Consider the following 3,300-nt stretch of genomic DNA (forward strand, 5'->3'; position numbering starts at 1 on the left):
CATAACCGGACCTTATAGAAATTCATTACGCTTGTGACTCGTTTTTGAGATTCAAAAGGGCGGCTGGGAAAGGAATGCCTAGCAAAATGCTGGTTTTCCTGGGGAAATGGCGGACCCGAAAGGATTCGAACCTTCGACCTCTGCCTTCGGAGGGCAGCGCTCTATCCAGCTGAGCTACGGGTCCCGCACGGCTTCAATACCGCAACCCGCGCGCGGTGAGAAGCGCCGTGATACAGGATAGCTGATCTTCTTCACCGCACTGGCCCCGGCCCCGGGCATGGTTGGGGTGGTATTTCCACCCGCCCCTATCCCGTTCTAGGCCTTCGCCGTCATGTTGAAGGAGCCCACCATGCCCGACGGAGCAGCAAAACCAATGCGCAAGCGGCTGATGGCGGATGAGGCGTCGCCGCCCTCAGTCTATCTTGATGTGCCCAACATGCCCTGGGAGGAGACGAAATTCCCCGGCATCCGCTGCAAGACGCTCTATTCCGATGGGTCGGGCATGGCGACGCTGCTGATGCGCCTCGAACCCGGCGCCGTGGTGCCTCTGCATGAGCACACCGCCATAGAGCAGACCTATGTGCTCGAAGGCCATTTCGTCGATGAGGAGGGCGCGTGCCTGGCCGGGCAATTCGTCTGGCGCCCGGCGGGCAATACCCATGTCGCCTGGGCCGGCGCCGAAGGGGCGACCATTCTGGGCGTCTTCCTCAAGCCGAATATTTTTGCTGACGGCACGCCTTTCTTCACTCAGGGCTGAAGCGGGCGGGCTTGCCGCGGCGAGTCTCGCGCTTATCCTGCCCCCTTCCACAGGGGGGCAGCGATAATGAAACCAAGAATTGCCATTGTCGGCGCGGGCGCGGTGGGCGGCTATGCCGGCTCTTACATGGCCGCGGCCGGCGAGGATGTGACCTTCATCGATCCCTGGCCCGAGCATGTCGAGGCCATGCGCGCCAATGGCTTGCGGGTGACGCATTTGCGCGACGTGGCGGAATTCACCACCCCGGTGCGCGCCATCCACCTCACCGAATTGCAGAATGAGGCGAAGGGCCGGCCCTTCGATATCGCCTTCATCTGCATGAAATCCTACGACACCGAATGGGCCACGGTGATGATCCGGCAATATCTCGCGCCGGGCGGCTTTTGCGTCTCGCTGCAGAATTGCATGAATGAGGAAACCATCGCCGGCGTCGTCGGCTGGGGTCGGGTTTTGGGCACCATTGCCAGTTCGATCACCGTGGAGCTGATGGTGCCGGGCAATATCCACCGCAATTCCGGCAAGGGCGGCGCGGCCCATACGGTGTATCGCGTGGGCGAGCCGCATGGTCGGCCGACCGAGCGGGCGAAGGAAATCGTGCGCCTTTGCGCCCTTTCCGACAGCGCGACGCTGACGGAAAACCTCTGGGGTGAGCGCTGGTCCAAGCTTGTCACCAATGTGATGGGCAATGGCATGTCGGCCTGCACCGGGCTGCTCAGCCGCGATGTGGTGGCCGATGACCAGTTGCGCGCCTTCACCGCGCGGTTGGGGGCGGAGGCGATCCGGGTGGGCCAGGCGCTGGGCTATTCGCTGGAAGAAATTCTGCATATCGACCCTGAGGTGATCGCCCGCGCTGGCGAGGGCGATGCGCAGGCCCGCGCCGAATATGACCGCAAGCGCATTGCCGAGAGTGCCCGCGGCGGCGCCCATCGCCCCTCCATGGGTCAGGACATGGTGAAAGGCCGCCGCACCGAGATCGAGTTTCTCAACGGCTTCGTTGCCGATCGCGCGGCGCCGCTGGGCATCCCCACGCCCGCCAATGCGGCGTTGACCGAGATCGTGAAAAAGGTCGAGCGTGGCGAATTGCAGCCCGACCCGAAGCACATCCTGGACCTGCGGATGAACTGAGCCAGGCTTAAGGTTTGGCTGCCACCACGAAGGCACCCCGGGCGGGCACCCAGGCCCGCCCGGGGATGGCCTCGGGCCGCGTGCCATCCAGCACGGCGCAGACATCGGCCACCACCTCGGGGCGCTGGCGGTAATATTGGTGATTGGAGTCCATCAGGGTGGTCTGGCAGACCTTGGCGCAGTCTATCAGTGTGATCTTCTGCGGCAGGTTGGTGAGGGTATGCGGGCCTGCGCTGCCCAGCCGGTCAGGATTGCCCTTGGTGACGTCGCTGATCGTCAGCGCCCGGTCGCTGGCGGCGAAATAGACATGCACCGCCTCGGCCATTTCCGGCAGGCGGGCGAGTTTGTCGGGATCGTTCAGCGCGTCATCATCCTCATCGGCGGCCATGAGGAAGATATGGGTGAAGGCGCGCGGCAGGCGCTTGCCGCCAAACTCCGAGATGATGGCCTGTACCGCATTGCGCAGCACGTAATTACCCATGGAATGCGCCAGCAGATTGAGCCGGGCCTGGCACATTTGGTCGGTGGTGAGGCGGCGCAGATAGTCTAGGAAAAACAGCAAGGCCCGCGCCACCGCCTTGGCCGATGAGCGGGCATCGTCACGGTCCGACTTATAGGCGATCAGTGGGGTGAGGCTGCCATCCGAGGGCCAGCAGAAGACCGCGACCTCCACCGCGCGCTGCTTGGTGGCATAGGCGCGCTTGATCTCGGCGGCGCGCGCCAGCGCATTGTCGAAGCTTGAGGCATAGCCATGCAGCAGCAGGATCAGGTCCACGCCCCCCTTGGCGCGGCCGGCGGTGATCAGGCGCTGGCGCAGCGCATCGAACACCGCGGCGCTGCCCAGGAGTTTTTCCGCCGTCGGGTCATCGGTGGTGACGCCGGGGATGCTTTCGGGGGCGATCTGCACGGATTGCACCGACCAATCGGCGTTCTTCTTGGTGGGCGGCGCCACCTCCGCCGCGCCGAAACGTAGATAGGCGGGTGAGACCGGATTGAGCTTGTCACCAAAACCGATCGTGATGCCTTGGGCATTCTTGAGTTCATCACGGTTGGTGGCGAAGTAGATTGTTTCGTTGGCCATGCAGGTCCTCCAAGGCGAGCTTGCGGGATATTCCGGCGCCAAGCTTGTAGCGAATGCGTGAATGTTCATTATTTTTTAAGTTAGGCTCGCCATCGTTCCTAGGCAGCGTGAGGCTGAGGAAGGACGAGCTTTATGGATCAATACTTGCCGCCTCCGGATGGTGCAGGGGCTGCAGCGCCGGATGAACCAGCCGATTACAGCGCTGTTTTTGTGGACCGGCGGGTCATCGCGTTTCGGGCGCCGGCACTGTGTGCCTTGCTGACATCGGTGTGGCAGGACAATGGCAGTGGCATGCATGCGCGCGCCATCCGTTTTTCCACCGCGCAGCAGATGCTAG

General features: G+C 63.0%; 4 protein-coding genes and 1 tRNA gene. 3 read left to right on the plus strand and 2 right to left on the minus strand.

The window, feature by feature from the left end; translation table 11 throughout:
* Positions 1–107 precede the first annotated feature (107 nt).
* Positions 108–184: transfer RNA gene (locus tag ABWP84_RS18405), tRNA-Arg, on the minus strand.
* A 165-nt stretch (positions 185–349) separates the two neighbouring features.
* Here ABWP84_RS18405 and ABWP84_RS18410 point away from each other — a divergent pair.
* Together ABWP84_RS18410 and ABWP84_RS18415 are read left to right on the plus strand one after the other, a co-directional pair.
* On the plus strand, positions 350–757 hold the full coding sequence (locus ABWP84_RS18410; RefSeq protein ID WP_353213479.1) for a cupin domain-containing protein: 408 nt from the start codon (positions 350–352) through the stop codon (positions 755–757).
* A 66-nt stretch (positions 758–823) separates the two neighbouring features.
* Positions 824–1,882, plus strand: a complete 1,059-nt coding sequence (locus ABWP84_RS18415; RefSeq protein ID WP_353213480.1) for a 2-dehydropantoate 2-reductase — start codon at positions 824–826, stop codon at positions 1,880–1,882.
* 7 nt (positions 1,883–1,889) lie between these two features.
* Here ABWP84_RS18415 and ABWP84_RS18420 read toward each other — a convergent pair whose 3' ends face one another.
* Positions 1,890–2,963 (minus strand): alpha/beta hydrolase, encoded by a 1,074-nt coding sequence (locus ABWP84_RS18420; protein WP_353213481.1) that lies wholly within the window; start codon positions 2,961–2,963, stop codon positions 1,890–1,892.
* A gap of 144 nt (positions 2,964–3,107) precedes the next feature.
* Here ABWP84_RS18420 and ABWP84_RS18425 point away from each other — a divergent pair.
* The coding region (locus ABWP84_RS18425) for a hypothetical protein (RefSeq protein WP_353213482.1) at positions 3,108–3,300 on the plus strand (193 nt) is incomplete at its 3' end.

Origin of the sequence: Rhodovarius sp. (assembly GCF_040399605.1) — a bacterium.
Lineage (GTDB): Bacteria > Pseudomonadota > Alphaproteobacteria > Acetobacterales > Acetobacteraceae > Rhodovarius > Rhodovarius crocodyli_A.

Excerpts from the sequence above, each read along its gene's own strand:
- ABWP84_RS18410 (WP_353213479.1), top strand. The coding sequence starts at position 350 with ATGCCCGACGGAGCAGCAAAACCAATGCGCAAGCGGCTGATGGCGGAT.
- ABWP84_RS18415 (WP_353213480.1), top strand. The coding sequence starts at position 824 with ATGAAACCAAGAATTGCCATTGTCGGCGCGGGCGCGGTGGGCGGCTAT.
- ABWP84_RS18420 (WP_353213481.1), bottom strand. The coding sequence starts at position 2,963 with ATGGCCAACGAAACAATCTACTTCGCCACCAACCGTGATGAACTCAAG.